General features: G+C 72.1%; 24 protein-coding genes, 1 pseudogene and 1 riboswitch. Of the genes and pseudogenes, 11 read left to right on the top strand and 14 right to left on the bottom strand.

The features are described from left to right. Positions 1–361: pseudogene (locus ACFYW9_RS22500) on the bottom strand (hypothetical protein); the annotation flags it as partial. A gap of 114 nt (positions 362–475) precedes the next feature. Next, complete coding sequence (locus tag ACFYW9_RS22495) at positions 476–1,684, bottom strand: acyltransferase family protein (protein ID WP_389153076.1); 1,209 nt, start codon at positions 1,682–1,684, stop codon at positions 476–478. Positions 1,685–2,135: 451 nt separating this feature from the next. Between ACFYW9_RS22495 and ACFYW9_RS22490 the strand changes: the two genes are divergently transcribed. After that, positions 2,136–2,426, top strand: a complete 291-nt coding sequence (locus ACFYW9_RS22490; RefSeq protein ID WP_351863536.1) for a hypothetical protein — start codon at positions 2,136–2,138, stop codon at positions 2,424–2,426. A gap of 95 nt (positions 2,427–2,521) precedes the next feature. On the opposite strand, the gene ACFYW9_RS22485 is transcribed toward ACFYW9_RS22490, so the two are convergent. Beyond that, the gene (locus ACFYW9_RS22485) at positions 2,522–3,316 is read right to left on the bottom strand and encodes a glutathione S-transferase C-terminal domain-containing protein (protein WP_389153072.1); all 795 of its coding nucleotides are present in this window, start codon (positions 3,314–3,316) and stop codon (positions 2,522–2,524) included. A gap of 111 nt (positions 3,317–3,427) precedes the next feature. Next, complete coding sequence (locus ACFYW9_RS22480) at positions 3,428–3,493, bottom strand: putative leader peptide (protein ID WP_351121255.1); 66 nt, start codon at positions 3,491–3,493, stop codon at positions 3,428–3,430. Positions 3,494–3,529: 36 nt separating this feature from the next. Continuing rightward, positions 3,530–3,674, bottom strand: a riboswitch (SAM riboswitch). Between the two features lie 157 nt (positions 3,675–3,831). Between ACFYW9_RS22480 and ACFYW9_RS22475 the strand changes: the two genes are divergently transcribed. The 9 genes from ACFYW9_RS22475 (at position 3,832) to ACFYW9_RS22435 (ending at position 12,207) form a co-directional block, all read left to right on the top strand. Continuing rightward, positions 3,832–3,966 carry a hypothetical protein gene (locus ACFYW9_RS22475; protein WP_389153069.1) on the top strand — a complete coding sequence of 45 codons (135 nt, stop codon included), beginning with the start codon at positions 3,832–3,834 and terminating at the stop codon, positions 3,964–3,966. Between the two features lie 196 nt (positions 3,967–4,162). After that, positions 4,163–5,167 (top strand): amino acid ABC transporter permease, encoded by a 1,005-nt coding sequence (locus ACFYW9_RS22470; protein ID WP_389153066.1) that lies wholly within the window; start codon positions 4,163–4,165, stop codon positions 5,165–5,167. Continuing rightward, positions 5,164–6,063, top strand: a complete 900-nt coding sequence (locus ACFYW9_RS22465; protein ID WP_389153063.1) for an amino acid ABC transporter ATP-binding protein — start codon at positions 5,164–5,166, stop codon at positions 6,061–6,063. Before ACFYW9_RS22470 ends, ACFYW9_RS22465 begins: the two co-directional genes overlap by 4 nt. A 151-nt stretch (positions 6,064–6,214) precedes the next feature. Continuing rightward, a complete protein-coding gene (locus ACFYW9_RS22460; protein WP_389153060.1) occupies positions 6,215–7,240 on the top strand; it encodes a transporter substrate-binding domain-containing protein in 1,026 nt (341 codons plus the stop codon). A gap of 90 nt (positions 7,241–7,330) precedes the next feature. Next, positions 7,331–8,116: a GNAT family N-acetyltransferase gene (locus tag ACFYW9_RS22455; RefSeq protein ID WP_389153057.1), complete on the top strand. Its 786-nt coding sequence runs from the start codon at positions 7,331–7,333 to the stop codon at positions 8,114–8,116. Positions 8,117–8,220: 104 nt separating this feature from the next. Further along, positions 8,221–8,334 carry a putative leader peptide gene (locus tag ACFYW9_RS22450; protein ID WP_328456591.1) on the top strand — a complete coding sequence of 38 codons (114 nt, stop codon included), beginning with the start codon at positions 8,221–8,223 and terminating at the stop codon, positions 8,332–8,334. Positions 8,335–8,407: 73 nt separating this feature from the next. Continuing rightward, the gene (locus tag ACFYW9_RS22445) at positions 8,408–9,616 is read left to right on the top strand and encodes an LLM class flavin-dependent oxidoreductase (RefSeq protein WP_389153054.1); all 1,209 of its coding nucleotides are present in this window, start codon (positions 8,408–8,410) and stop codon (positions 9,614–9,616) included. Positions 9,617–9,635: 19 nt separating this feature from the next. Then, on the top strand, positions 9,636–11,012 hold the full coding sequence (locus ACFYW9_RS22440; protein ID WP_389153051.1) for an NtaA/DmoA family FMN-dependent monooxygenase: 1,377 nt from the start codon (positions 9,636–9,638) through the stop codon (positions 11,010–11,012). Between the two features lie 67 nt (positions 11,013–11,079). Next, positions 11,080–12,207, top strand: a complete 1,128-nt coding sequence (locus ACFYW9_RS22435) for an MsnO8 family LLM class oxidoreductase (RefSeq protein ID WP_389153048.1) — start codon at positions 11,080–11,082, stop codon at positions 12,205–12,207. A gap of 335 nt (positions 12,208–12,542) precedes the next feature. On the opposite strand, the gene ACFYW9_RS22430 is transcribed toward ACFYW9_RS22435, so the two are convergent. After that, the gene (locus ACFYW9_RS22430; RefSeq protein ID WP_389153045.1) at positions 12,543–12,776 is read right to left on the bottom strand and encodes a hypothetical protein; all 234 of its coding nucleotides are present in this window, start codon (positions 12,774–12,776) and stop codon (positions 12,543–12,545) included. 16 nt (positions 12,777–12,792) lie between these two features. On the opposite strand from ACFYW9_RS22430, the gene ACFYW9_RS22425 reads away from it, so the two are divergent. Further along, positions 12,793–13,164 carry a hypothetical protein gene (locus tag ACFYW9_RS22425; protein ID WP_389153042.1) on the top strand — a complete coding sequence of 124 codons (372 nt, stop codon included), beginning with the start codon at positions 12,793–12,795 and terminating at the stop codon, positions 13,162–13,164. Between the two features lie 207 nt (positions 13,165–13,371). Here the strand turns inward: ACFYW9_RS22425 and ssuE are convergent, their stop codons facing one another. The 9 genes from ssuE to ACFYW9_RS22380 all read right to left on the bottom strand — a co-directional run bounded on the left by ssuE (position 13,372) and on the right by ACFYW9_RS22380 (position 22,896). Beyond that, complete coding sequence (gene ssuE / locus ACFYW9_RS22420) at positions 13,372–13,929, bottom strand: NADPH-dependent FMN reductase (protein ID WP_389153039.1); 558 nt, start codon at positions 13,927–13,929, stop codon at positions 13,372–13,374. A 169-nt stretch (positions 13,930–14,098) separates the two neighbouring features. Beyond that, the gene (locus tag ACFYW9_RS22415) at positions 14,099–14,878 is read right to left on the bottom strand and encodes an alpha/beta hydrolase (protein WP_389153036.1); all 780 of its coding nucleotides are present in this window, start codon (positions 14,876–14,878) and stop codon (positions 14,099–14,101) included. A 1-nt stretch (position 14,879) separates the two neighbouring features. Then, complete coding sequence (locus tag ACFYW9_RS22410) at positions 14,880–15,914, bottom strand: LLM class flavin-dependent oxidoreductase (RefSeq protein ID WP_389153033.1); 1,035 nt, start codon at positions 15,912–15,914, stop codon at positions 14,880–14,882. Positions 15,915–16,031: 117 nt separating this feature from the next. Then, entirely contained in the window at positions 16,032–17,372 is a 1,341-nt protein-coding gene (locus tag ACFYW9_RS22405) for an LLM class flavin-dependent oxidoreductase (protein ID WP_389153029.1), read from the bottom strand. A gap of 27 nt (positions 17,373–17,399) precedes the next feature. Beyond that, positions 17,400–18,311: an ABC transporter ATP-binding protein gene (locus ACFYW9_RS22400; protein ID WP_389153107.1), complete on the bottom strand. Its 912-nt coding sequence runs from the start codon at positions 18,309–18,311 to the stop codon at positions 17,400–17,402. Between the two features lie 101 nt (positions 18,312–18,412). Further along, positions 18,413–19,342 carry an ABC transporter ATP-binding protein gene (locus tag ACFYW9_RS22395; protein ID WP_389153026.1) on the bottom strand — a complete coding sequence of 310 codons (930 nt, stop codon included), beginning with the start codon at positions 19,340–19,342 and terminating at the stop codon, positions 18,413–18,415. Continuing rightward, positions 19,339–20,259: an ABC transporter permease gene (locus ACFYW9_RS22390; RefSeq protein ID WP_389153023.1), complete on the bottom strand. Its 921-nt coding sequence runs from the start codon at positions 20,257–20,259 to the stop codon at positions 19,339–19,341. Before ACFYW9_RS22390 ends, ACFYW9_RS22395 begins: the two co-directional genes overlap by 4 nt. Positions 20,260–20,261: 2 nt before the next feature. Beyond that, positions 20,262–21,290: an ABC transporter permease gene (locus ACFYW9_RS22385; RefSeq protein ID WP_389153021.1), complete on the bottom strand. Its 1,029-nt coding sequence runs from the start codon at positions 21,288–21,290 to the stop codon at positions 20,262–20,264. Between the two features lie 31 nt (positions 21,291–21,321). Further along, a complete protein-coding gene (locus ACFYW9_RS22380; RefSeq protein WP_389153019.1) occupies positions 21,322–22,896 on the bottom strand; it encodes an ABC transporter substrate-binding protein in 1,575 nt (524 codons plus the stop codon). Between the last annotated feature and the right edge of the window lie 104 nt (positions 22,897–23,000).

The raw sequence follows: 23,000 nt of genomic DNA, 5'->3' as shown, positions 1-23,000 counted from the left end.
CCGGGCGGACCCGCCCCGCCCGCGCGGCCGTGGTGGTGGGGGGCCGGGCGGCGGCCGGGCCCGCCGGCCGCGCCGCCGCCGTGGGGGGGGGGGCGGGGGGGGCGGGGGAGCCGCCCGAGCCGCGCGACCGGGTCGCCGTGGGGGACGTCGATCCGGCCGAGGCCCCCGGGCCGGGAACCGCGGTCCCCCGGGAACCGGCGGCGGTCGAGGCCGCCGTGTCCCCGGTACCGGCCTGGTGGCCGGGCCGGAACACCACGGCCGCACAGACCAGAGCACCGGCCGCGACCAGGGCGACCGGGGTGAGGGCCCACAGCGTCCGCCGGCGTCCGCGCCGTCGCGCGGCCTGCCTCGTTTCCTTCATGCGCGTTCCGTTCGGGGGATCGAGCCGGTGATGTGTCCATCAGTGGCCGCCGGAAGCGGAAAGGTTGCCGCCCGTTCCCCGGAGATCTCTCCTGCGGGCCGTGCCCGGACCGGGTCACGTCGACCGCGCGCGGCGGATCCGTTTCCGGCCCCGGGCCTGGCCCGGCACCTCGACGAGGTGATGGGTCAGGGCCGCCAACGGCAGCAGCACGGCGAGGAACGCCGCTTCGAGTACGGGACTGTCGCGGCGGTACCGGCCGATCACACCGTCGCTCACCGCCAGCAGGGCCGGATGCACCAGGTACACCGAGTAGCTGACCGTCCCCAGCCAGGTCAGCGCGCGCGGAAATCTCCGGCGGCGCAGCGCGAGGGCCACACCGAAGGTGAGTACGGCCAGCAGGAACGCGGTGATCCAGCCGCGCCGTGCGAAGTGGGCCGCCGCGCCGTGCCCGTACGCACTGCCCACGGCGCAGATCAGCACGACGGCGGCGGTGCGGGCCGCGCACGGCCAGGTGATCTCCCCGCCTTCCGCCCGCCGGACGGCGGTGCCGAGGAATATCACGGCCAGGATCACCAGGCCCTCCCAGAGGGGAACGGTGCCGTTGAAGGGGACCAGGACCAGCGCGAGGACGCCTCCCGCCACGGCCCCCGGCACACGCAGCGCGGACGTCGCGGAACTTCCGCAGAGGACGGCGAACACCAGCGCCGTCGCGGCGAGCGCGACGAGCGGTCCGGTACCGACCGCGGACGAGAGCGCCGACGCCGGCGGCACGAACGCCGCCGTCGCGCTCACGGCGGCCAGCGCTCCCAGAACCACCGCGACCGTCGCCGAGCGCCGGTGCAGCCGGACCGTGAACAGGGCGACGACCAGCAGGTAGAACGCCAGCTCGTACGACAGCGTCCACAGGACGAGGACGACACTCGGCGTCCCCAGCAGTTCCTGGAGCAGGGTGACGTGCGCGACGGCCACCGTGACGGGATTCCGCCCGTCGAAGCGAGCCCCCAGGTGCGCGACGCCCAGCAGATCCAGCGCGAGGACCGAGCCCACCACGGCGGCCCACAGCGGGTAGACGCGAAAGGCCCGTCCGATCCAGAAGGTCCTCACACAGTTCCGGCGCTCGAGCGAGGCGGGGATGACGTAGCCGCTCACCAGGAAGAACACCATGACGCCGTACCGGCCGATGTTCAGCTGGGGCATCAGCTGCCCACGGAACTCCGCCATGAAGGCGTACGACGAGTGGTCGACCGCCACGAGGAGCGCGGCGATCCCGCGCAGGGCGTCCAGCCAGCCCAGCCGCGGGGGACCGGCGGAGCCGCCGGACACGGGTGGACCTGACGCCGGGGACGGCCGGTGTGAGGGCGGCCGGGGAGCGGGAGGTGCGGGTTCCATGATGGTGCCTGCCTGGACCGGGTCCTGTGGGGTGACGGGTGCGCCGGGCCGGCCGGGAAGCGGGCGCGGGGCGGCCCGGTCCGCGATCCGCCGGCGCTCGGCTCGCGAGGCCTGGAATCCACATCGAAGTGCGGACACGCCGCGGCGCGGTACGGGACACGCCCTCAGGAGACGGCTTTCGCCGGGATTGCCTACGCGCCGGCCGGCCGCGTGTTCCGGCGACGCGCAGGCCGACCGGGTCGCGGAGCCCGCCGCGGATCTGTGGCCGGGCGCTGCCCGGCGTCGTGGGCTTCACGTGGACGCAGGGACCGGTCCGGCTTCTGGCGGCCCGGGGAGGAGAGCCGCGGCGGCGAGCGGTGGCATCGGGCATGCGTCGCATCCGGGGATGGGACAGAGTGATGCCATGGGCCGCCTGTGGATGACGTGGTCGCTGGAGGGTGTCGGATCGGCCGGCCAGAACGTCGCGGACGTCGAGGCGGCCTGCCGGGCCCTGATCGGTTCCGTGGAGCGGTCCCGGCGTGCCTTCGAGGTACCGGAGCCGTGGGAGGAACTCCGCGAGTCGGCGCTGCTCCTCCAGGAGCAGATTCTGGGGCCGGGGCGCGAGGTCCTGGGGCAGGGCCGGCACTGGGCCTCCACCCTGAGGGGCGTGAGCATTCTGCTGGTTCCGCGCGAGTGATCCGCGCGGCCGCCCGGGCCGGTGTTTCCGGCCCGGCGGCCGCCGTCCGGGCGAGGCCGTCGGCCTGCCCGGCACGCCCGGTTCCGGCGGGAGCGTCAGACGTCCGCCGCCGCCAGGGGCACCACATCACTACCGTGCCGGAAGGCGGGGTGATCGCCGAGACGGCGTACGTAGTCCAGGAGCCGGGGATGCGAGCGGAGGGCGTCGCAGGGGCCCAGCCCGGTGAGAGCCGTCCATACGTCCACGTCCGCCGCCGTGAGGGAGTCGCCCAACACGTAGGCGCTCGCGGCGAGTTGACAGTCCAGCAGTTCCAGGGCGGCCGCGAGTTCCGAGGCCGGGGCGGACGGGGTGACATCGCGGTCGAGCAGATCGCGGAGGGCTTCGATGTCGGCGGCGAGGGACGGCGGGCAGATCGCGGAGGGGCTCGTCGTGGCGTGACCGGAGAACAGTCCGGCCAGATCGCGCAGGATGGCGGGCGGGTGGTTGCTGACGATGCGTCCGCTCCACCGGTCGCACAGGGCGGGGGCGGTGAGCGGTCCGTCGAAGTGGTACTCGGTGGCCTCGTACGCGCGGCGCAGTGAGGCGAAGGCGTCGGGTGTCCGCGCGGGGTCCGCCAGGAGTGTGGTGGCGACCGAGTCCCGCAGGCCGAGCAGTTCGAGGGTGATGGCGATCCGCAGCGAGAACGGACAACTCCGCGACAGGTACAGCTCGTAGCGGTGTGGAGCCGGGTAGAAGCCGCCGGCGAGACCGGCACCGATGCGGCTGTCGACGCGGTGGGGGAGGGCGGACGGTGTCGCCGCCGGCTGGAGGCGAAGGGCCGAGGGGAACGAAATCTGCTCACAGGGGCGTGCGTCGGCAGTGCTGGACGTGCGCGAAACTGTCTCGGGCATGACTCTCCCTGGGGGAAGAAGGAAGCCGCCGCCGCTTTGTGGGCACCGGCGGCCGAATGCGGATTGACTGCGCTGGTCGCACCGGTCCGGATCGCACGGACCGGCAGCGGATCAGTAAGCGCTGGAGACACGCAACAGATCGATGTGCAGGCGCCTCGTCAAGCCGTTCCTTGGCATTCCCACCGGTCCCGACTCCGGGGCTCGCGAGACGCGAGACCGCACTTGCCCCGCCGCGCCGGCGGGACCCGGTCGTCACCCGGGGCACCCCGTCGCGGTGGAAGGGTTGCCTGTCAGCGGGCCGGGGCCGATGACCGACGGAGCGGGCGGACCCGCACCGTGGGCGCTGACAATCGTGACCGTCCATGCCAGTCTCGGTGCGCTCTGTTGCGCCGTCAAGAAGGCCGCACGCGCGGTCTCACCTGGTGGTCACCCGCATTGACATTGTTTTCGGGGCGGGCCTAACCTGCGGCCCACCAGGGGATGCCTTTTCGGCCGGAGTGGAAATGGTGACGGCGATGCACACAGCTGACGGGACGGCCGCATGGCGGCGCCTCGGCCGCGATGTGCTGTGCGCCGACCGCTCCGTGGACCTGCTGCGCGTCAACAGCGCCCTCTGTACGGGCGTGTGCCGCTCCCTCAGCCGAGGCTGACCGCCTCTTCGGGTCTTTGACGACCGCAGGCTGACGGCTCTTCGAGTCTTCGACGACCACCGCTGTCGCGATGTGTCCTTTCCCGTCCAGCCCCCGTTTCCACGTGTGCCCGCGCCTCGCCGCGTACTGAGCCGTCCCGCTCGGCCCGGCGCTGCCGCTCCGTGGTCCGGGGTGTCCGAATCCGCTGGAGCTCTCCATGAGTCAACCTCCCGGCAGCGCTGTGTCCTTGGGATCAGCGACGCCCGCCGAGGCGATCCCCCGTACCGGCTTCCCCGCCGCGCCCAAGCCTCAGGCGGCCCAGCGGGTCCTTCCGCTCCGGCGTCCCGGCCGCTGGATCATCACGGCCGTCGTGCTCGTGCTGGCCGCCCAGATCCTCCACGGCCTGGTGACCAACCCCTTCTACCAGTGGGATCGGTTCCAGTACTGGTTCTTCCGCCCGACCATTCTCGACGGCCTGCTCATCACCCTCGAAGTGGCTCTCTACAGCGCCGTGTTGGGATTGCTCGGCGGCATCGTGCTGGCTCTGGCCAGACTTTCCCGGAGCCCGGTGCTGCGCGCGGTGAGCTGGGTCTACACCTGGCTGTTCCGGTCGGTGCCGCTGATCGTGGTCCTGCTGTTCCTCTACAACTTCAGCGCGCTGTACCAGACGTTGAGCGTGGGCGTTCCGTTCGGGCCGGCCTTCTTCACCTTCGACGAGTCCCGCCTGGCCACCGACATGGCCGTCGCCGTCGTAGGACTGAGCCTGAACGAGGCGGCGTACGCCTCCGAAGTGGTACGCGGCGGCGTTCTCTCCGTCGACCAGGGCCAGCACGAGGCGGCCTCCGCCCTGGGACTGCCGAAGCGGTACCAGTTCGCGAAGATCGTCTTCCCGCAGGCACTGCGCTCCATCACCCCCAACTACGTGAACCAGCTGATCGGCCTGATCAAGGGCACCTCGCTGGTCTTCTACGTGTCCCTGCTGGACCTGTTCGGCTCGGTGCAGAGCATGGGCAGCACCTACCCCGGCGACATCGTGCCGCTGCTCCTCGTGGCCACCGCCTGGTACCTGATCCTCACCAGCGTCGTGTCCGTCATCCAGTTCTATGTCGAGCGGTACTACTCGCGGGGCGCGCTGCGCACCCTGCCGCCGACCCCGTTGCAGAAGGCGCGGAACGCTCTGCGTGACGTGCGGGCCCGGTTCCGGAGGGAGACGGCGATATGAGCGGCGAGACCCATCTGACGACAGTGAGGACTCGGACGGCCCAGGCCGCCGACGCGGCGGAAGCGGCGTCGGCCTCCTCCGCCCCGGCGGCGGGCGCCGCGGCGGCCGCCGAGAGCGCCGGAGCGCTCCAGGTCGAGCCGGCCGCGGTCGAGGTGCACGATGTGCACAAGTGGTACGGAGCCCAACGGGTTCTGGACGGTGTGGAGTTGACGGTGCGGCCCGGCGAGGTGACGGTCGTCCTCGGCCCGTCCGGCTCCGGGAAGTCCACCCTCCTGCGGGTGATCAACCACCTGGAGAAGCCCGAGATCGGCCATGTGAGCCTGAACGGTGAGCTCATCGGCGTACGCAGGCACGGCGACCGTCTCAAGGAGCTGAGCGAGCGGGCCATCCTGACCCAGCGCAGCCGGATCGGGTTCGTGTTCCAGAACTTCAACCTCTTCCCGCACCTGACCGTGCTGGACAACGTGGCCGCCGCTCCCGTGGCGACCGGGCGGCTGTCCAGGGCCGGGGCGCGGGAACTGGCCCGCGATCTGCTCGCCCGGGTGGGCCTGGCCGACAAGGCGGCCGCCTACCCCCGGCAGCTGTCGGGCGGTCAGCAGCAGCGCGTGGCCATCGCCCGCGCGCTCGCCCTGCGGCCCGGAGTCATCCTCTTCGACGAACCGACGTCGGCGCTCGATCCCGAACTGGTCGGCGAGGTCCTCGCCGTCATCAAGGATCTGGCCCACAGCGGCACCACACTGATCATCGTCACCCACGAGATCGGCTTCGCCCGCGAGATCGCCGACCGGGTGGTCTTCATGGACGGCGGCCGCATCGTCGAACAGGGCCCGCCCGAGCAGGTGTTGGACCATCCGCGAGAAGCGCGCACCAGAGAGTTCCTGAGCAAGGTGCTCTGACCGCTGCCTCTCGACGCACAGCGAGAAACCCCTCGCCGAGGTGCTCCCGCCTCACCGCCCCGACCCGGGGCGGGGGCGACTCCTCCCCGATTCGGCGGCCCGCCGGGACCGTTCCCCCACACCTCTCACCGCACACCCGATAAGGACAGTCATGCCCACCTTCAGCCTGAACCGCAAGGCCCTCCGCGGCGTCGCCGCCACCGCCGCCGTCGCCTCCCTCGCGGCCTCCCTCGCCGCGTGCGGGGGAGACAGCGACGCCGCCACCCGTACGCGGACCGACGCGGCCGGCACCGTGACCGTGGGCGCGCTCTCCAACGGGGCCGCCAAGGAGACCGTTCTGAAGGTCTCCGAGGTGAAGTCGATCAGCGATGAGCTGCCCAAGTCCGTAGCCGAGAGAGGCACGTTGGTGGTGGGGATCGGCGCACTGCCCGCCGGGTCACCGCCCTTGAACTTCGTCGGAGAGGACCAGAAGACGCTCACCGGCAGCGAACCCGATCTCGGAAAGCTGGTCGCCGCGGTCCTGGGGCTGAAGCCGGTGGTGAAGAACTCGACCTGGGAGAACCTGTTCGTCGGCGTCGACAGCGGCAAGGTCGACGTCGCCTTCTCCAACGTCACCGACACCGAGGAGCGCAAGAAGAAGTACGAGTTCGCCTCGTACCGGCAGGACAACCTCGCCTTCGAGGTCCTGAAGAAGAGCACGTGGAACTTCGACGGCGACTACCGGAACCTGGCCGACCAGACCGTCGCGGTGGGGGCCGGCACCAACCAGGAGAAGATCCTGCTGGAGTGGAAGGACAAGTTGGCCAAGGCGGGCAAGAAGCTCACCGTCAAGTACTACCAGGACAACAACGCCACGTCCCTGGCGCTGAACAGCGGGAAGATCGACTCCTTCTTCGGCCCCAACCCGGCCGTCGCCTACCGCGCCACCCAGAACGCCAAGTCCTCCCACCCGACCCGCAACGCGGGCCAGTTCTCCGGCGCGGGCGAGACGATCCAGGGGCTGATCGCGGCCACCGCGAAGAAGGACAGCGGGCTCGCCAAGCCGGTCGCCGACGCCATCAACCACCTGATCGAGAACGGCCAGTACGCCAAGTGGCTGGCCGCCTGGAACCTCTCCGACGAGGCGGTGGAGACCTCCCAGGTCAACCCGCCCGGCCTGCCGCTCGACAACTCCTGAAACCACCGTGCGCCCGAGGGACTTCGCCGTGCGCGGCGAAGTCCCGGGGCGCGTCCGGCCGCGTTCCAGATACGGAGAACCCGCACCGCCATGTCCACCAGCGTCCACGCCGCCCCCGTCCCTTCCCCGAGTCCGGCCGCACCGCACGTCCTCGACAACGCGGCGTGGGCCGCGCTGACCGGTCCGCACGCCCACCTCGCCGAGCGCGTCGGCCGGGCCGCCCGCTATCCCACGGACGTGTCCCCGTTCACCGCCCTCGCCGATCCCGCCGACCCCCGTTCGTGGGACGACCTGGCCGCACTGGTCGGTCCGGGCGCGGTCACCCCCGTCACCGCCGTGCAGGCCGTGCCCGACGGCTGGACGATCGAACACAGCGGCGACGGGGTTCAGTTGACCGCCACCACGCTGCACTCCGAGCCCGCGCCCGAAGCGGTACGGCTCGGCCCCGCCGACGTGCCCGAGATCCTCGGCCTGATCGCCCTCACCCGGCCGGGCCCCTTCCTGCCCCGAACCGTCGAACTCGGCACCTACCTGGGCATCCGGGAAGGCGGCCGCCTGATCGCCCTGGCCGGCGAGCGCCTGCGCCCGCCGGGCTGGACCGAGATCAGCGCGGTGTGCACCCACCCCGGCCACCGGGGCCGGGGCCTGGCCACCCGTCTCGTCCGCGCTGTCGCGGCGGGGATCAGGGAGCGCGGAGACATCCCCTTCCTGCACGCCGCCGCCGACAACACGAACGCGATCCGGCTCTACGAGTCGATCGGGTTCACCCTGCGCCGCCGCACGCGCTTCGTGCTCGTCCGCACACCCGGCGGACAGCAGTCGGCGCACGCCGGACAGGAAGAGGCCGGGCAGCCGGAAGAAAAGACACACCCGTGAGGTTGGGACTGTTCACGACCGTGCGGCGCCCCGTCGGGGAACCGCGAGGGCCGGGCGGACGAGAGACCCGGGAGCACCGGGCCGAGAGGGCGGAGGTGAGGCACATGCGCCGTGTGTCCCGCCGCGTGCCGAGGCCGCTCGCACCCCGCCCCCTGCACCTGTACGGCCGGCCGCACATCGATCTGCAGCGGGTCGCCGGCGCGCTCTGTCGCCCCTGACCCGTCTCCACGCAGCCCCGCCCCGCTCGCCGGGGCGGGATTCCTCGTACGGCCGATCAGGAAGGCACCTCCCGTGTCCTCGTCACGCTCTCCCCTGCACCTCGCCGTCGCCCTCGACGGCGCCGGCTGGCACCCGGCCGCCTGGCGCGAACCGGTCGCCCGCCCCGGTGAACTGCTCACCGCCGCCTACTGGGCCGGTCTGGTCACCGAGGCCGAGCACGGTCTGCTCGACTTCGTGACCATCGAGGACGCGCTCGGCCTCCAGTCCTCCTCGCCCACGGAACCGGACGGCCGCACCGACCAGGTCCGCGGACGCCTGGACGCCGTCCTCATCGCCGCGCGGATCGCGCCACTGACCCGTCACATCGGCATCGTGCCGACCGTAGTGACCACCCACACGGAGCCGTTCCATATCTCCAAGGCCATAGCCACCCTCGACTATGTGAGCACCGGCCGTGCCGGTGTGCGCGTCCAGGTCACGGCACGCCAGAACGAGGCCGCGCACTTCGGACGCCGGACCCTCCCGCCGTTCCGCGTCGAGGACTACCTCACGCCCGCCGGGCAGGAGCTCGTGACCGACCTCTTCGAGGAGGCCGCCGACTACGTCGAGGTGGTCCGCAGGCTCTGGGACAGCTGGGAGGACGACGCGGAGATACGCGACGTCGCCACCGGCCGCTTCATCGACCGCGACAAGCTGCACTACATCGACTTCGAGAGCGGCCGCTTCAGCGTCAAGGGCCCCTCCATCACCCCCCGGCCGCCCCAGGGCCAGCCGATCGTCAGCGCCCTGGCCCACGCCACCGTCCCGTACCGGCTGGTGGCCCGGGCCGCCGACCTCGGCTACGTCACCCCTCACGACGCCGGACAGGCACGCGCCGTCGTCGAGGAGATCCGCGCCGAACAGACCGCGGCCGGCCGGGGGGACGAGACCGTGCACGTCTTCGGCGACCTCGTGGTCTTCCTGGACGACGACCCCGGTGCCGCCCAGGCCCGCCGTGAGCGACTGGACGCCCTCGCGGGTCACCCGTACACGAGCGACGCCCGGATCTTCACCGGAACGCCCGCCGAACTCGCCGATCTCCTCCAGGAGTTGAGCGAGGCGGGCCTGTCCGGCTTCCGGCTGAGGCCCGCCGTCGTCGGGCACGACCTCCCCGCGATCACCCGAGGCCTGGTGCCCGAACTCCAGCGCCGGGGCGCCTTCCGGCGGGCCTACGAGGCCGACACCCTGCGCGGGCTGCTCGGACTCGCCCACCCCGCGAACCGCTACGCCACCACCGCCTGAGCCGGAAGGACCCCCGACCATGAGCAAGCCGCTCAAGCAGATCCACCTCGCGGCGCACTTCCCCGGCGTCAACAACACCACCGTGTGGAGCGACCCCGAGGCCGGCAGCCACATCGAGTTCAGCTCCTTCGCGCACTTCGCGCGCACCGCCGAGCGCGCCAGGTTCGACTTCCTGTTCCTCGCCGAAGGCCTGCGTCTGCGCGAACAGGGCGGACACATCTACGACCTGGACGTCGTCGGACGGCCCGACACCTTCACCGTCCTCGCCGCGCTCGCCGCCGTCACCGAACACCTCGGTCTGACCGGCACCATCAACTCCACCTTCAACGAGCCCTACGAGGTGGCCCGCCAGTTCGCCAGCCTCGACCACCTCTCCGACGGGCGAGCCGCCTGGAACGTCGTCACCTCCTGGGACGCCTTCACCGGCGAGAACTTCCGCCGCGGCGGCTTCCTGCCGCAGGAGGAGCGCTACTCGCGGGCCAAGGAGTTCCTGGCCACGGCGAACGAACTCTTCGACTCCTGGCGGGGGGACGAGATCGTCGCCGACCGGGCGGGCGGCACGTTCCTCGACGACGCCAAGGCCGGAGCCTTCGTCCACCACGGGCAGCACTTCGACATCGAGGGGCAGTTCAACGTCCCGCGCTCCCCGCAGGGCCGCCCGGTGATCTTCCAGGCCGGTGACTCCGAGGAAGGCCGTGAGTTCGCCGCCTCCGGCGCCGACGCCATCTTCAGCCGCTACTCCACGCTCAAGGAGGGCCAGGCCTTCTACACGGACGTCAAGGCGCGTCTCGCCCGCTACGGCCGTCGCTCCGACCAGCTGCTGATCCTGCCCGCCGCGACCTTCGTGCTCGGGGACACCGACGCCGAGGCCGAGGAGCACGCCCGCGAGGTGCGGCGCCTCCAGGTCAGCGGCGCCACCGCCATCAAGCACCTGGAATTCGTCTGGAACCGCGACCTGTCCGCCTACGACCCGGACGGCCCGCTTCCCGACATCGACCCGGACCTCGGCGAACACACCGTCGCACGAGGCCGCGCGCAGGTCCGGATGTACCGCGACCCGCTGGCCGTCGCCCGTGAGTGGCGCGAGCGGGCGGCCGCCAACAAGTGGTCCATCCGCGACCTCGTCATCGAGACCGGCAGCAGGCAGGCCTTCGTCGGCAGCCCCGCCACGGTCGCCGCGACCATCAACGACTTCGTCCAGGCGGACGCCTCCGACGGCTTCATCCTCGTCCCGCACATCACCCCGGGCGGCCTCGACGCCTTCGCCGACAAGGTCGTCCCGCTCCTCCAGGAACGCGGCGTCCACCGCACCGAGTACGAGGGCACCACCCTGCGCGACCATCTCGGCCTCGCCCACCCCGACGCCGAGGCGTACGCCGGCCGGGCGGCGTCGTGAAGTCCCCGGCGCCGCCCGTTCTCGAACCGATCCGCATATCCGCCGAGCGCTGAGGAGGCCTCCGCACATGTCCGAAATCCCTCTCGGCGTCCTCGACCTGATCCCGATCTCCTCGGGTTCCACCGCCGCGGACGCGCTGCGCAATTCCATCGACCTGGCCCGGCGGGCCGAGAGTCTCGGGTACGCCCGCTACTGGTTCGCCGAACACCATCTCAACCCGGGCGTGGCCGGAACCTCGCCCGCGGTCGTCCTCGCCCTGACCGCCTCCGCGACCTCGGCCATCCGCCTCGGCTCCGGTGCCGTGCAACTCGGCCACCGCACCGCCCTGTCCACGGTCGAGGAGTTCGGCCTGATCGACGCGCTGCACCCCGGGCGCCTCGACCTGGGCCTCGGGCGCTCCGGTGGCAAACCGTCCGGCCCGCCCTCCGTCCCGCCCGTGACCGCGACCCCCGTGGTCGACGGCCGCGCCCCGAACGGACTCCGCATTCCACCCCGCTTCTCCTTCGAACACCTTCTGGGCTCACCGCGGGTCGCCGTCCAGCGCGCCCTCCTCCAGCAGCCCAACGCCCAGTCGCAGGACTACGGCGAGCAGATCGACGACATCCTGGCGCTGCTCGCGGGCACCTACCGCTCGGCGGACGGCACGCAGGCGCGCGCCGTCCCCGGTGAGGGCGCGGACCTGCAACTGTGGATCCTGGGCAGCAGCGGTGGGACGAGCGCCGAGGTCGCGGGCCGGGGCGGGCTCAGGTTCGCGGCGAACTACCACGTCAGTCCGGCCACCGTGCTGGAGGCGGTGGACGGCTACCGAGCGGCGTTCCAGCCCTCCGAGGTCCTCGACAAGCCGTACGTCAGCGTGTCCGCGGACGTCGTGGTCGCCGAGGACGACGAGACCGCCCGTGAACTCGCCACGGGATACGGCCTCTGGGTCCGCAGCATCCGTACGGCGGAGGGGGCCATCGAGTTCCCCACGCCGGACGAGGCACGCGCCCACGTCTGGTCGGACGCCGACCGGGCACTCGTCCAGGACCGCCTCGACACCCAGTTCGTCGGCTCACCGCGCCGCGTCGCCGACCAGTTGGAGCAGCTCCAGGAAGCCACCGGAGCGGACGAGTTGCTGATCACGACCATCACTCACGGGCACACGGACCGGGTGCGGTCGTACGAGCTGCTGGCCGAGGAGTGGCGCACGCGGTGACCCGGCGTCGGCCTTCCGGGAGACGGTCAGGACGAGACGAGCCGTGATTGCCCACCGCTCGTCTCGTCCTCCCCGTTCCGCGAGGGGAGTGCTCGGGTGGGGAAGCGATCAGCGGGGCACCGGTCGAGAAGCACGGTCGCGGTGTCGCTCCGCCCCGCCGCCTCCGGGGACACCGCGCCGGGGCGTTACGACTGCGTCACGAACTCTGTTTCGGCTGGTCAGAGAGCCTATAGTCGCAGACTCCCGGATCTTGGAGCCTCATGGCCCGAACGGCCGGGTCCGGCACTTGAGCGAGCGGAACGACAGCGAATGGCGCGCGGCGGGATGACCCGACTTCACGGGTGGGCGACGGTGGCACTGCTGTGCGCGGCGGTGCCGTTCGCGACGGCCTGTACGACGCCGACCGGGAAGCCGGCGGCCAGGAAGACGCCCGAGGCCGGGACGAAGGCCACCGCGTCCACGCCGTCCTGTGCGGGCGGGGCGGTCCGGTGGACCTCGGTGCACCGGGAGCGGCGACTCACCGAAGTCTCACCGGTCGTGAACGTCGGCGAGAGCGACGGCTGGGTCACGTTTCACCCCGGGCTCGTGCGCAACATAGTGCCCCAGGTCAGCACGAGCGACGACCGCGTATCGGAGCGTCAGGTCCTCGCCGCGCTCGCCAAACGCCTCAAGCGGTGGGACCTTGAGCAACTGGCCGCTCCGGGGGAGGAGTCCGTCGATCGTCCGCGCTCTCCCGTCAAGGTCGACTTCCTCGGGCACGCGGGGCGTTTCGTCGAGGCCGAGGGGGTCCAGGCCGTCGACGCGAGCTTCACCGTGACCTGCCCCGGCCGTGACGTCTACGGCAGCGTGAGCACCTGGTTCGGCGACACGGGTGCGTCCCTGGCCTGCGGCGTGAACCCCCGCACCAAGGAGTCCTGGATCCAGGAGGCCTACCGGCTGACATGCGGCCCGCGCTGAAGGCGAGACGGACTGCCTGCCGGTGTCGGCCTGTAGGCGGTGAGGTGTTCGGCGGCTTCCGTGAACGGTCCGGCGGCCGCGGCCGGTCCTTCCGCGCTCCAGCGCGGAGTCGTGGTGTCCCGCGGACAGGCCGGCCGGCCCCGCTCCGTTCAGCAGCTCGCCCGAGCCCTCCGGATCCCTGTGGAGGGCTTCGTGCGGCGGTCCCGTTCAGCCGGTCGAGGCGAGGGCGGTCGTACGGCCTCCCAGCGCGGCGGAGAAGTGGTCCGTCACCTGCTCCAGCGCCTGGGCCGCGGCGGGCGCGATCACGGCTGTGCCGTCCTCGCCGGCGGTGACCTCCTTGTCGAGGGTGAACCAGCCGGGCACGATGTGCGACGCGCCCATGGAAGTGAGCACCGGGCGCAACGCGTAGTCGATGGCGAGGACATGGGCCGTGCTGCCGCCGGTCGCGAGGGGCAGTACCGTCTTGCCGGCCAGGGCGTACTGCGGGAGCAGGTCGAGCAGCGACTTCAACAGGCCCGAGTAGGCGGCCTTGTACACGGGCGTGCCGATCACCACCCCGTCCGCCCCTTCGATCAGGGCGGCGGCCTCGACGATCGCGGGGTGCTGGAAGTCGGCCCCGAGCAGCGCGTGGGCGGGAAGCGCACGTACCTCCAGGGGGATGACCTCATGGCCCTGGAGACGGAGCCGGTCGTCCAGGTGGCGCAGGAGACGCGTGGTGCGGGAGGTGGGGGAGGGGCTTCCGGAGACGGACACGATCGTGGCCATGGCGGACCTTCCGGGTCGGGATTCGGTTACGTGAAGCGGGTGTGCGGCGGACGGGGGGGGGGGGGGGGGGGGGGGCGGCGGGGGGGGGGGGGGGGGGGGGGGGGGGGGGGGGGGGCGCCGGGCCCCCCCCCCCCCCCCCCCCCCCCCCCCCCCCCCCCCCCCCGAGCCCTCACCAGGCGCTCGAGCGCACGGTGATCAGCGGCCGCGGGTCACCACCCCGCAGTGCTTCGAGGAAGGTGATGACCTCGGCCGCCACCGAGCGGTGCTGGAGGTCGTTGAGGACGTCGTGGTGGGCGCCGCGCACGGCCGAAAGGCGGGCCAGGGGCAGCGACTTGGCCAGGCGGGCGAGCGCCTCGTCGTCGGCGAGCGGATCGGAGTCGCCGACGAGCAGCAGGGCCGGGACGGGTGTCTCGCTGTCGTAGGCCGCGCCGAGCACGAGTTCCGGTATCGCGTCGTTGAGCGACCCCCGCCGTACCTGGGGGTCCTGGGAGAGGTTGCCCCGATGAGTGGGGCACGAGGTGCGGACGTCGAGCTCGTCGTCCCACGTCCCGCCGGCGGCGCCGGTCTCGGCGGACGGGCCGGGAAGACCGGCGAGGACCAGGGCGTCCGGCCACCAGGCGGCCGGAGTCCGGGCCCCGCCGAGGAGCGCGGCGAGCGCGACGGCCCCCGAGTCCGCGCCGACGAGGACGACCGGCCGTACGACACCGTCCTCCGCGGCGGTGTCCCCGACGGCCTCGGCGAGCCGGGCCTCCAGCTCGGTCAGGGACGCGGTCGGGTCCCCGGCGTCGAGGGCCGGGGGGTCGATCACCCGGACGCGGTAGGCGTCGGCGGCGAGCCGTCCGCCGAAGCGCGCGTAGGTCGCCCGGGTCTCGCCGCGACCGGGCACCACGATGATCGTGCCGCGGACGAGGAGCCCCTCGGGCCCGTGATGGTCGCTGTACTGGGTCATCTCATACTCCTGCGGATGCGGGCTCGTCCTCGTGCGCGGGCTTCCAGCCCAGCGCGGGTGCCACCTCGGTCGCGATGAGTTCGAGGGCACGGACGGAGGCGTCGTGGTCGGGGACGGCGGGGTTGAACTGGGTGATCAGGTCGGTCGCGACGGGCAGGACCCTCTCGCGGCCCAGGGCTGCGACGATGTCGTCGGGATGGCCGTAGAAGGCGTGGAAGCGGCGCAGCGCCTCGTCCGGGCCGAGGCCCTCCGGGAACGCGCCGCTCCCGGCCATGCGCAGTGCCGCCCGGTGCACGTCGTCGCCGATCGCGCGGAGCGCCGTGCGCCGGTCCTTGGCCGGGAAGACGAAGCGGGACAGGCCGATGCGCGGGCGGTGCGGCTGGTCCCAGGCGGCGAGAAAGGCGTCGGCCCAGGGGCGTTGCACCTCGTCGGTGGGGGCGTCGAACCCGTAGGCCGCCCGGTTGAGCAGCAGGTTCGAGCCGCTGCGCGCGGCGTACTCGGCACCCCGCGCGCTGAAGACGCCCTGCCAGAAGCGGCGGCCGAAGTCGCCGGGGCGGGGCTGGACGCGGAAGCCCGGTGTGCCCACGTCGTCGTGGGCCAGGGCCCGGCGCAGGACGCCGAGGTTCTCGCTGGTCAGTTCGCGCTTGCGGCCGGCGTCCTTGCCGAACGCGGCGTACTCCAGGGCGCTCGATCCGCTGCCCACGCCGATCTCGACGCGGCCGCCGCTGAGGGCGTCGACGGTGGCGATGTCCTCGGCGAGCCGGACCGGATCCTCCAGCGGGAGGACGGTGACGGCGGTGCCCAGCCGGATCCGGGTGGTCCGCGCGGCCGCGTGGGCGAGGAAGGTCCAGGGCGAGGACAGTCCGCCGCCCCCGAGGGAGACGTGGTGCTGGGCGACCCAGCCGACGTCGAAGCCGAGTTCGTCCGCCACGGTGAAGAGTTCCTGCGCGTTGCGGTAGGTGCGGGCGATGTCGGGATCGCGTCCCTGGACATGGGTGAGGAAGCCGAGCCTGAGACGTGGTCGCTCGCTCGTCATGGGATGTCGGCCTTTCGGTGTCGGGCCGCCGTGCCGGCCGGTTGTCGGGTGAGCGGGCCGGTGGACCCGGCCGGTGGAGGCGAAGGCGTGGTCCACCGGCCGGTCACGGCGCGGATCTCAGTCGCTCACGAGCTGCGGCTCGCGGGTGTGGCGGTTGGCCGGGAGGGGCAGGCCGAGGTTGCCGCGCAGGGTGTCGGCCGCGTACTCGGTGCGGAACAGCCCGCGCTTCTGGAGGATCGGGACGACACCGTCGACGAAGAGGTTCAGTTCGTCCTCGGTGCGGAAGGCGAGGTTGATGCCGTCGAAGGTGCCGGCGTCGAACCACTTCTCCACGGTGTCGGCGACGGTCTCCGGGGCGCCGACGAACGGCGAGCCGCGGAACTGGTTGACGGACTCGGCGACTTGACGCAGGGTCAGGCCCTCGGTCCGGGCCCGCTCGATGAGGGCGGACGCTCCGGTGCGGCCGCCCTTCTCCGCGAGGTGCGCGACATCGGGGAACGGCGCGTCCAGGTCGTGCGCGCTGAAGTCGTAGGCGCCGAAGGAGCGGCCGAGCAGGGCGAGGTTGCGGTCGAAGTCGTTGTCCTCCTCGAAGATCTCCCGTTCGCGGCGCCGGGCCGCCTCGTCGGTGGCGGCGACGACCGGACTCCCGTGGATGAAGATCTTGATGTGGTCGGGGTTCCGGCCGTAGGAAGCGGTGCGCTTCTTGATGTCGGCGTAGTACTCCTGGGCCTGCTGGAGGGTGCCGCCCGGTGCGTAGATGCCCTCGGCGACCTGCGCGGCCAGGTCACGGCCCTCCTCGGAGACCCCGGCCTGGAAGATGACCGGCTGGCCCTGCGGGGAGCGGGAGAGGTTGAGCGGTCCCGCCACCTTGAAGTGCTCGCCCTCGTGGTCGAGCGCGTGCAGCTTGGCCGGGTCGAGGAAGACGCCCCGGGCCACGTCCGCGGGGAAGGCGTCGTCCTCGTAGGAGTCCCACAGGCCGCGGGCGACCCGGACGAACTCCAGGGCGCGGCCGTAGCGGGTGGTGTAGTCGAGGTGTTCGTCGAGCCCGAAGTTCCGGGACGTACCGGTGTCGAAGCTGGTGACGACGTTCCAGCCGGCCCGGCCGCCGCTGATGTGGTCGAGGGAGGCGAACCGGCGGGCCAGGTTGAACGGCGAGTTGTACGTCGAACTCGCCGTGCCCACCAGGCCGATGTGCCGGGTGTGGGTGGCCACCGCGGACAACAGGGTCAGCGGTTCCAGGCGGTTGAGGTAGTGCGCCGGATAGGTGGCGTTGATGAACTGGCTGTCGACGATGAACAGCGCGTCGAAGAGGGCGTGTTCGGCCGCCTTCGCCAGCCGGATGTAGTAGTCGATGTCGATGCTGGCGTTCTTCGCCACGCGCGGGTCCTTCCACAGACCGTGCTGGCCGGGACCGCCGACGCCGTAGGGGTGCAGGGCGAGATGGATGGTGCGGGGCATGGCGTTTCTTCCTGTCTCTCGTGGGGGTCAGACGTTCAGCAGGGCCCGCAGGGCGGCGCGTTCGGCCCGGTCGGCCGGGGCCGAGTGCAGCGTGGGCGCGGAACGGACCAGCAGGCGGGTGTACGGGTGCCGGGGCCGGCCGATGACATCGCGGGCGGCGCCGGTCTCGACCAGCTCGCCCTGGTACAGCACGGCGATGCGGTCGGCGATCCCGGCGACGGAACCGAGGTCGTGGGAGATGAAGACGAGGGCCACACCCTCGTCGCGGAGTTCCTGGAGGATCCGCAGGATCTGGACCCGGTTGGCGGAGTCCAGGGCGCTGACCGGCTCGTCGAGGATGACAAGACGCGGTTCGGTGACCAACGCCCTTGCCACGGCGACACGTTGGCGCTGCCCGCCGGAGAGTTCACCGGGCAGCCGGTCGAGCAGGTCCTCGGACAGCTGGACGCGGGCGAGGAACGCGCGGACCCGGCGCGCGGCCTCGTCGCGGGACACACCCCGGACGAGCAGCGGCTCGGCCAGGGAGGCTTCGATCGTGAGGTCCGGGTCGAGGCTGCGCAGCGGGTCCTGGAAGACGTACTGGACCAGACCGCGGCGGCGCAGCGCGCGCCACCGGCGCCCGCCGTAGGCGGTGACGTCCTCACCGTCGACGACGACGGACCCCGCGGAGGCGCGCACCAGGCCGAGCACGGCCCGCGCCAGGGTGGACTTGCCCGAGCCCGTCTCGCCGATGATCCCGACGGTCTCGCCGGGCACGACGCGCAGCGAGACACCGCGCAGCGCGTGCCGGCGCCGTCGGCGCGGTCCGTAGCGCACTTCGAGGTCGGTGACCTCCAGGACGGGCCGCGTCGGCTCCCCGGAGGCGGTGGCCCCCGCGGCCGGGCCGGTGTTCACGGCCCGGGTGTCCGTGGCTCCGGGTTTCACGGTCTCGGTGTTCATGGCCCGGGTGTCGGTGGCTCCGGCGTCCACGGCCTGGGCGTTCGCGGTTCCGGGTTTCACGGTCTCGGTGTCCGCGGCTTCGGTCCTCGCGGTCTCCGTGCTCATGCGTCCTCCTCGGGCGCGAGGAACTTCTCCAGGCCGTACTGCTGGTGTTCGGCGATCAGCAGCCGGGTGTACTCGTGCCGCGGACGGTGGAGCACGTCCTCGGTCGGGCCCTGTTCGACCACCTCGCCGTGGCGCATGACGAGGACTTCGTCGCACAGCTGGGCGACGACGGCGAGGTCGTGGGAGACCACGACGAGGGCGAGTCCGGTCCGCTCGCGCAGATCGGCGAGCAGGTCGAGGATCTCGGCCTGGACGGTGACGTCGAGCGCGGTGGTGGCCTCGTCGGCGACGAGGATCCGCGGTCCCGCGGCGATCGCCACGGCGATGAGGACCCGTTGGAGCATGCCGCCGGACAGCTCGTGCGGGTACTGGGCGCTGACGAGTTCCGGATCCCGCAGATGGACGGACCGCAGCAGTTCGACCGCCCGGCGGCGGGCCGCGCGCCGCTTCAGTCCCTTCTTGACCCGGACGACCTCGGCGATCTGCGCCCCGACCCGGATCGAGGGGTTGAGATAGGACGCCGGGTCCTGGAAGACCGCGCTGATCGTCGCGCCCCGCAGGTCCGTCCACCGGGCCGGGGACAGTCCGGCGATGTCGTTGCCGTCGATCTCCACCGAGCCACCGGTGATCTCGAAGGGGGCGGGCAGGATGCCCAGCGCGGCACGGCAGGTGAGGGTCTTTCCGCTGCCGGACTCGCCGACGATGCCGACGGCACGGCCGGGCGTGAGCGCGAAACTCACACCGCGCACGATCTCCCGGCCGGTGGCCGGGTCGCCGATGCGCACATCGCGTACGGCCAGCACCGGGGACGGAGACCGGGCTGGCTCTCCGGGACCGGGCGCGGCGGCCTCTGCGGTCTCCGCGGCTTTCTCGGTCTCCGCGGTCTTCCCGGCTTCGGGGAGGAGCTTCTCGGACAGGGCGGTCATCGCGCACCTCCGGCGGGAGCGGGAGCGGGAGCGGGAGCGGGAGCGGGAGCGGGGTCGGCCTCGGTGCGCCGGCCGGCGCGTGTGTCACGGCCGCCGGCCGGCGTGCGGCCCGCCTCGCCGGAGACGTCGCGGACGGCGTCGGCGAGGAGGTTGCAGGCCCAGACGGTCACCATGATCAGCAGGGCGGGGGCGAGCGGTGCCCACGGCTGATGGCTGAGGTAGCCCAGATCCGAGGCGAGCAGGCCGCCCCAGGTGGGTGCGGGAGGCTGGACCCCGATCCCGAGGAAGGTCAGGCTCGACACGATGACGAAGCCGACCCCGACCGTCTGCGCGAGCGCGACCGCGATCGGCGGAAGCACCTTGCCCCAGATGTGACGGCGTACGATCCAGCCGGTCGAGGCGCCCGCGATGATCGCGGCCTCCACGTACGGCGAGCGGGCGACGGCCAGGGTGGCGGCGCGGGCCACGCGGTAGAACAGCGGGGACACCAGCGCGCCGGTGACCAGCATCGCCTGGGTGAGACCGTTGCCGAGCAGGGCGACCACGGCGACGGCGAACAGCAGGAACGGCAGGGCGACCAGCGTGTCGGCGAGCCGGAGGGTGACCCATTCGAAGACCCGGCCGAGATGGACCGACAGGATCCCGGGGACGGCGCCGATGGCCAGGGCCGTGAACGCGACCTCCAGCGAGCCGAGGACGCTGACGCGGGAACCGTCGAGGAGCCGGCTCAGCACGTCACGGCCGAGGTAGTCGGTCCCCAGCCAGTGGGCGCCGGAGGCGGCGGCGAGCGGATGGTCGCTGGTCGCCAGGGGGCTCTGCGGAGCGAGCAGCGGACCGAACACGGCGAGCACGGCGATCGCGGTGAGGACGGCCAGGGCGATCCGGCCGGAGGTGAGGGCGAGGACGCGGCGCACCATGGTCACACCCCCCGCCGGGAGGCCGGCGTCACGCGGGCCAGCACCAGGTTGACGAGCAGGTTGAAGGCGACGACCAGGACGATCGACACCACGAGGACGCCCTGCACGGCCGGTACGTCCCCGGCCTGCGCCGAGTCGTTGGCGAACCGTCCGAAACCCTGGAGTCCGAAGATCCATTCCGTGACGACGGAGGCGCCGACCAGGGCGGGGAACTTCAGGCCGAGGGTGGCGAGCGCGGGTCCGAGGCCGTTGCGCAGCACGTGGCCGAAGAAGATCCGGCGCGGACCGAGCCCGCGGACCACCGCGCCGGTCACGTAGTTCTCGCGGTAGGCCCCGACGAGGCTTCCGCGCAGCTGACGGGCGACATCGGCGACGACATCGAAGCTCAGCGCCACGGCGGGCAGGGTGATGTGGGCGAGCCACGGCCCGAACCCCTGCTCCGCCGGTACGTATCCGGCGGACGGGAACAGGTGCAGCCCCACCGAGAAGACGGCGACGAGCACGATGCCGACGACGAAGGCCGGCATCACCGAGATCACCGTCACGAAGCCGGTGATCGCGCGGTCGACCCAGGTGGTGCGGCGCACCGCCGCGAGCGTGCCGAGACCGAAGCCCGCGACGACACCGATGACCAGCGCGAAGGTCGCCACCGACAGGCTCACACCCAGGCCGAGGCCGATGAGGGTGGAGATGTCGGCGCCGTTGGTCCAGCTCGTGCCGAGCCGGCCGTGCAGGACGTCACCGAACCAGTCCCCGTACTGGACGAGGAAGGGCCGGTCGAGGCCCCAGTGGGCCTCGACACGGGCGACCGCCTCGGGAGTCGCCTCCTCGCCCAGCTGGATGCGCGCCGGGCTGAGTCCGCTCAGCGACCGCAGCGCGAACGTCACGAACGTCGCGACCAGGAAGACGGGCACGAAGATCGCGACCGACCGGGCGAGGGTGGCCAGGACGCGGCCCAGGGTGTGCCGGGTCCTGGCCGCGGCGGCCGGGAGACGGACGTCGGGCGGGGCCGTTGCCTCCGTCGTCGTCATGGGTTGCCCCCTCTCTGTGATGGACGGAGTGTCAGTTGCCGCCGGCGATGGTCACGCCGGTCCAGTCGATGTGGGCGGGGTTCTTCGGCAGGTCGGAGATGCTCTTGCTCTTGGCGATGAGGTTGGGCGAGGAGTACGTGAAGACCAGCGCCTTGCTCTTGAGGCCGGCCCGGGTCGCCGCCTGGAGGACCTTCGTGTAGTCGGGCGAGTCCAGCGGGGTCCGGCGGACCTTGGCGATGGCCGCCTCGAAGCCGGACGGCTCGTAGGGCGAGCTGAGGTTGAGCGGGCCGTTCGGGCCGAAGTGCGCGGTGAGCGTCTGCGCCGCGGAGTCACGGCCCGTGGTGCCGTACAGCGAGAACGTCAGGTCCTTGGCGAAGAACGGAGTGGCCCAGTTCTTGTCGATCTTGATCGTGACCGTGATGCCGACCTTCGCCAACTGCGCCTGGACGATCTCGGCTTGGGGGTCCTCGGCCGGGATGACCAGGTTGAGCTTGAGGTCGCCGGGCTTGTGACCGGCCTCGGCGAGAAGCTTCTTCGCCTTCGCGGGGTCGTACGCGTAGGCGTCGGCCGACTCCGGGTCGAAGGCGATGTACCCCTTCGGGAACGGCTGGTTGGTCACCGAGCCGTAGCCGAAGGTCAGCTTGTCGACGAACTCCTGACGGTTGACCGCGTAGCGGACGGCGTCGACGACCTTGTCGTTGTCGAACGGCGCCTTGTTGGTGTTGAGGCTGAGGTTGGAGGCGTTGAAGCCGGGCTGCACGAAGACGTCGAGTCCGGCCTTCTTGGCCGCGTCGGCCTGACTCGGGGCTATGTCGGCGAAGTTGTAGACGCCGGTCTGGAGTCCGGAGACGACGGTGGAGGCGTCGGGGGCGGAGCTCAGCTCGACGGTGTCGATGTGGATGTTCTCGGCGTCCCAGTAGTCCGGGTTCTTCTTCAGGACGGCCTTGGTGCCCGGGACGAGCTGGGTGACGGTGAACGGGCCGGCGCCGACCGGGCCCTGGTCCAGCTCGGCGGGGGACGCCGCCGCCTTCGGACTGGCGATCTGGAGGACGCGCTCGCCCAGCAGTTGGGGGATCTGGTAGTCGACCTGGCTGAGGTGGATCACCGCGTCGAGGCCCTTGGCGTCCACCGACGTGATCGAGGTCAGGTCGCCGAACAGGGCGGAGTTCTTCTGCTTCTTGGCCCGTTCGATCGCGGCCTTCACGGCGGCACCGTCGACCGGCGTGCCGTCGCTGAACTTCAGGCCGGGCCGCAGATGGAAGGTGACCACATCGCCCTCGGCGTTGTAGTCCCAGCTCTTGGCCAGGTCGGGGACGGCCTTTCCGTTCTCGTCCGTCCGTGTCAACGAGGCGTAGACCAGCGCGAGTTCACGGAACTGGGCGCCGCTGCCGCTGACGACCGGGTCCCAGTGGGCGGGGAAGTAGGAGGAGGTCCACTTCAGCGCGGCGGAGCCGGCGGACGAGGAGGTCTCGCCGCCGCAGGCGCTGAGCGCGGGGACGAGCACGGTGGCGAGGGCGGTGCCCAGGGCGGCGGCGCGCAGCCGGCCGGGTCGGGGGGCGGAACGGAAGGCCGTGGCGGGGGTGCGGGGCGTGAGGCGTCCGGGCATCGGATTGCTTTCTGCGAAGGCTCCCGCCGCGCCGGGGCGGCGTGGCGGGGAGCGAGGGCGGCCCGCCCCGCGGACGGACGCCACGCAGGCCGAAGACGCGCATG

Source organism: Streptomyces sp. NPDC002698 (assembly GCF_042888945.1).
Taxonomy (GTDB): domain Bacteria; phylum Actinomycetota; class Actinomycetes; order Streptomycetales; family Streptomycetaceae; genus Streptomyces.
This window is presented reverse-complemented; position numbering and strand designations above follow the sequence as displayed.

What these genes read in the sequence shown, in the direction of transcription:
- ACFYW9_RS22470 (WP_389153066.1), top strand. Translation starts at nt 4,163, where the DNA reads ATGAGTCAACCTCCCGGCAGCGCTGTGTCCTTGGGATCAGCGACGCCC.
- ACFYW9_RS22460 (WP_389153060.1), top strand. Translation starts at nt 6,215, where the DNA reads ATGCCCACCTTCAGCCTGAACCGCAAGGCCCTCCGCGGCGTCGCCGCC.
- ACFYW9_RS22380 (WP_389153019.1), bottom strand. Translation starts at nt 22,896, where the DNA reads ATGCCCGGACGCCTCACGCCCCGCACCCCCGCCACGGCCTTCCGTTCC.
- ACFYW9_RS22455 (WP_389153057.1), top strand. Translation starts at nt 7,331, where the DNA reads ATGTCCACCAGCGTCCACGCCGCCCCCGTCCCTTCCCCGAGTCCGGCC.
- ACFYW9_RS22450 (WP_328456591.1), top strand. Translation starts at nt 8,221, where the DNA reads ATGCGCCGTGTGTCCCGCCGCGTGCCGAGGCCGCTCGCACCCCGCCCC.
- ssuE (WP_389153039.1), bottom strand. Translation starts at nt 13,929, where the DNA reads ATGGCCACGATCGTGTCCGTCTCCGGAAGCCCCTCCCCCACCTCCCGC.
- ACFYW9_RS22465 (WP_389153063.1), top strand. Translation starts at nt 5,164, where the DNA reads ATGAGCGGCGAGACCCATCTGACGACAGTGAGGACTCGGACGGCCCAG.
- ACFYW9_RS22475 (WP_389153069.1), top strand. Translation starts at nt 3,832, where the DNA reads ATGCACACAGCTGACGGGACGGCCGCATGGCGGCGCCTCGGCCGCGAT.
- ACFYW9_RS22435 (WP_389153048.1), top strand. Translation starts at nt 11,080, where the DNA reads ATGTCCGAAATCCCTCTCGGCGTCCTCGACCTGATCCCGATCTCCTCG.
- ACFYW9_RS22490 (WP_351863536.1), top strand. Translation starts at nt 2,136, where the DNA reads ATGGGACAGAGTGATGCCATGGGCCGCCTGTGGATGACGTGGTCGCTG.
- ACFYW9_RS22385 (WP_389153021.1), bottom strand. Translation starts at nt 21,290, where the DNA reads ATGACGACGACGGAGGCAACGGCCCCGCCCGACGTCCGTCTCCCGGCC.
- ACFYW9_RS22405 (WP_389153029.1), bottom strand. Translation starts at nt 17,372, where the DNA reads ATGCCCCGCACCATCCATCTCGCCCTGCACCCCTACGGCGTCGGCGGT.
- ACFYW9_RS22410 (WP_389153033.1), bottom strand. Translation starts at nt 15,914, where the DNA reads ATGACGAGCGAGCGACCACGTCTCAGGCTCGGCTTCCTCACCCATGTC.
- ACFYW9_RS22400 (WP_389153107.1), bottom strand. Translation starts at nt 18,311, where the DNA reads ATGAACACCGAGACCGTGAAACCCGGAGCCACGGACACCCGGGCCGTG.
- ACFYW9_RS22440 (WP_389153051.1), top strand. Translation starts at nt 9,636, where the DNA reads ATGAGCAAGCCGCTCAAGCAGATCCACCTCGCGGCGCACTTCCCCGGC.
- ACFYW9_RS22390 (WP_389153023.1), bottom strand. Translation starts at nt 20,259, where the DNA reads ATGGTGCGCCGCGTCCTCGCCCTCACCTCCGGCCGGATCGCCCTGGCC.
- ACFYW9_RS22415 (WP_389153036.1), bottom strand. Translation starts at nt 14,878, where the DNA reads ATGACCCAGTACAGCGACCATCACGGGCCCGAGGGGCTCCTCGTCCGC.
- ACFYW9_RS22395 (WP_389153026.1), bottom strand. Translation starts at nt 19,342, where the DNA reads ATGACCGCCCTGTCCGAGAAGCTCCTCCCCGAAGCCGGGAAGACCGCG.
- ACFYW9_RS22485 (WP_389153072.1), bottom strand. Translation starts at nt 3,316, where the DNA reads ATGCCCGAGACAGTTTCGCGCACGTCCAGCACTGCCGACGCACGCCCC.